General features: G+C 51.5%; 2 tRNA genes and 2 rRNA genes. All 4 read right to left on the minus strand.

The features are described 5' to 3' along the window. Nucleotides 1-7: 7 nt before the first annotated feature. Nucleotides 8-123, minus strand: a 5S ribosomal RNA gene (gene rrf, locus ACP7E4_RS30160). A 159-nt stretch (nucleotides 124-282) separates the two neighbouring features. After that, a 23S ribosomal RNA gene (locus ACP7E4_RS30165) occupies nucleotides 283-3,176 on the minus strand. Nucleotides 3,177-3,410: 234 nt separating this feature from the next. Beyond that, nucleotides 3,411-3,486: transfer RNA gene (locus tag ACP7E4_RS30170), tRNA-Ala, on the minus strand. A 30-nt stretch (nucleotides 3,487-3,516) separates the two neighbouring features. After that, a tRNA-Ile gene (locus ACP7E4_RS30175) sits at nucleotides 3,517-3,593 on the minus strand. Nucleotides 3,594-3,605 lie beyond the last annotated feature (12 nt).

The raw sequence follows: 3,605 nt of genomic DNA on the forward strand, positions 1-3,605 counted from the left end.
AATTCAATCTTGACGATGACCTACTCTCACATGGGGAAACCCCACACTACCATCGGCGATGCATCGTTTCACTGCTGAGTTCGGGATGGGATCAGGTGGTTCCAATGCTCTATGGTCGTCAAGAAATTCGGGTACCGGGCCGTCTTGCGACGTCTCGGCAAATCAGGTATGTGATAGCGCAGGTAGCGTTTGTGGGCGTCGCGAACTTTCGGTTCGTGTCGTCTTCACAGTCACCGCAATCTGGTCTTTTCTTTCGAATCGTACAGATTGCTTGGGTGTTATATGGTCAAGCCTCACGGGCAATTAGTATGGGTTAGCTCAACGCCTCACAGCGCTTACACACCCCACCTATCAACGTCGTAGTCTTCGACGGCCCTTCAGGGGACTCAAGGTCCCAGTGAGATCTCATCTTGAGGCTAGTTTCCCGCTTAGATGCTTTCAGCGGTTATCTATTCCGAACATAGCTACCCGGCAATGCCACTGGCGTGACAACCGGAACACCAGAGGTTCGTCCACTCCGGTCCTCTCGTACTAGGAGCAGCCCCTCTCAAATCTCAAACGTCCACGGCAGATAGGGACCGAACTGTCTCACGACGTTCTAAACCCAGCTCGCGTACCACTTTAAATGGCGAACAGCCATACCCTTGGGACCGGCTTCAGCCCCAGGATGTGATGAGCCGACATCGAGGTGCCAAACACCGCCGTCGATATGAACTCTTGGGCGGTATCAGCCTGTTATCCCCGGAGTACCTTTTATCCGTTGAGCGATGGCCCTTCCATACAGAACCACCGGATCACTAAGACCTACTTTCGTACCTGCTCGACGTGTCTGTCTCGCAGTCAAGCGCGCTTTTGCCTTTATACTCTACGACCGATTTCCGACCGGTCTGAGCGCACCTTCGTACTCCTCCGTTACTCTTTAGGAGGAGACCGCCCCAGTCAAACTACCCACCATACACTGTCCTCGATCCGGATAACGGACCTGAGTTAGAACCTCAAAGTTGCCAGGGTGGTATTTCAAGGTTGGCTCCACGCAGACTGGCGTCCACGCTTCAAAGCCTCCCACCTATCCTACACAAGCAAATTCAAAGTCCAGTGCAAAGCTATAGTAAAGGTTCACGGGGTCTTTCCGTCTAGCCGCGGATACACTGCATCTTCACAGCGATTTCAATTTCACTGAGTCTCGGGTGGAGACAGCGCCGCCATCGTTACGCCATTCGTGCAGGTCGGAACTTACCCGACAAGGAATTTCGCTACCTTAGGACCGTTATAGTTACGGCCGCCGTTTACCGGGGCTTCGATCAAGAGCTTCGCGTTAGCTAACCCCATCAATTAACCTTCCGGCACCGGGCAGGCGTCACACCCTATACGTCCACTTTCGTGTTTGCAGAGTGCTGTGTTTTTAATAAACAGTCGCAGCGGCCTGGTATCTTCGACCGGCAGGGGCTTACGCAGTAAATGCTTCACCTCCACCGGCGCACCTTCTCCCGAAGTTACGGTGCCATTTTGCCTAGTTCCTTCACCCGAGTTCTCTCAAGCGCCTTGGTATTCTCTACCCAACCACCTGTGTCGGTTTGGGGTACGGTTCCTGGTTACCTGAAGCTTAGAAGCTTTTCTTGGAAGCATGGCATCAACCACTTCGTGTACTAAAAGTACACTCGTCATCAGCTCTCGGCCTTAGAATCCCGGATTTACCTAAGATTCCAGCCTACCACCTTAAACTTGGACAACCAACGCCAAGCTGGCCTAGCCTTCTCCGTCCCTCCATCGCAGTAACCAGAAGTACAGGAATATTAACCTGTTTTCCATCGACTACGCTTTTCAGCCTCGCCTTAGGGACCGACTAACCCTGCGTCGATTAACGTTGCGCAGGAAACCTTGGTCTTTCGGCGTGGGTGTTTTTCACACCCATTATCGTTACTCATGTCAGCATTCGCACTTCTGATACCTCCAGCAAGCTTCTCAACTCACCTTCACAGGCTTACAGAACGCTCCTCTACCGCATCACCCGAAGGTGATACCCGTAGCTTCGGTGTATGGTTTGAGCCCCGTTACATCTTCCGCGCAGGCCGACTCGACTAGTGAGCTATTACGCTTTCTTTAAAGGGTGGCTGCTTCTAAGCCAACCTCCTAGCTGTCTAAGCCTTCCCACATCGTTTCCCACTTAACCATAACTTTGGGACCTTAGCTGACGGTCTGGGTTGTTTCCCTTTTCACGACGGACGTTAGCACCCGCCGTGTGTCTCCCATGCTCGGCACTTGTAGGTATTCGGAGTTTGCATCGGTTTGGTAAGTCGGGATGACCCCCTAGCCGAAACAGTGCTCTACCCCCTACAGTGATACATGAGGCGCTACCTAAATAGCTTTCGAGGAGAACCAGCTATCTCCGAGCTTGATTAGCCTTTCACTCCGATCCACAGGTCATCCGCTAACTTTTCAACGGTAGTCGGTTCGGTCCTCCAGTTAGTGTTACCCAACCTTCAACCTGCCCATGGATAGATCGCCCGGTTTCGGGTCTATTCCCAGCGACTAGACGCCCTATTAAGACTCGCTTTCGCTACGCCTCCCCTATTCGGTTAAGCTCGCCACTGAAAATAAGTCGCTGACCCATTATACAAAAGGTACGCAGTCACCCAACAAAGTGGGCTCCCACTGCTTGTACGCATACGGTTTCAGGATCTATTTCACTCCCCTCTCCGGGGTTCTTTTCGCCTTTCCCTCACGGTACTAGTTCACTATCGGTCAGTCAGTAGTATTTAGCCTTGGAGGATGGTCCCCCCATGTTCAGACAAGGTTTCTCGTGCCCCGTCCTACTCGATTTCATTACCAAGAGATTTTCGCGTACAGGGCTATCACCCACTATGGCCGCACTTTCCAGAGCGTTCCGCTAATCTCAAGATAACTTAAGGGCTGGTCCCCGTTCGCTCGCCACTACTAAGGGAATCTCGGTTGATTTCTTTTCCTCAGGGTACTTAGATGTTTCAGTTCCCCTGGTTCGCTCCATACACCTATGTATTCAGTGTAAGGTAACCATCTTATGATGGCTGGGTTCCCCCATTCAGACATCTCCGGATCACAGTCTGTTTGCCGACTCCCCGAAGCTTTTCGCAGGCTACCACGTCTTTCATCGCCTCTGACTGCCAAGGCATCCACCGTATGCGCTTCTTCACTTGACCATATAACCCCAAGCAATCTGGTTATACTGTGAAGACGACATTCGCCGAAAATTCGCAATCACTCACAAATTTTACCTTAGCCTGATACCCACCAGTGAAAGTGGCCATCAGTCTATATTTCTATCACATACCCAAATTTTTAAAGAACGATCTAATCAAAGACTAGAAATCAACATTCACCATCATCCGATGGAATGCTCATTTCTAAGCTCTACAATCAACAGAAGCAGTAAGTGGTGGAGCCAAACGGGATCGAACCGTTGACCTCCTGCGTGCAAGGCAGGCGCTCTCCCAGCTGAGCTATGGCCCCGTATTTCTACAGGCGTTTCCCACACAAAATTGGTGGGTCTGGGCAGATTCGAACTGCCGACCTCACCCTTATCAGGGGTGCGCTCTAACCAACTGAGCTACAGACCCAATTTCGAGCTT

The organism is Pseudomonas sp. DSP3-2-3, from assembly GCF_049898225.1.
Classification (GTDB): domain Bacteria; phylum Pseudomonadota; class Gammaproteobacteria; order Pseudomonadales; family Pseudomonadaceae; genus Aquipseudomonas.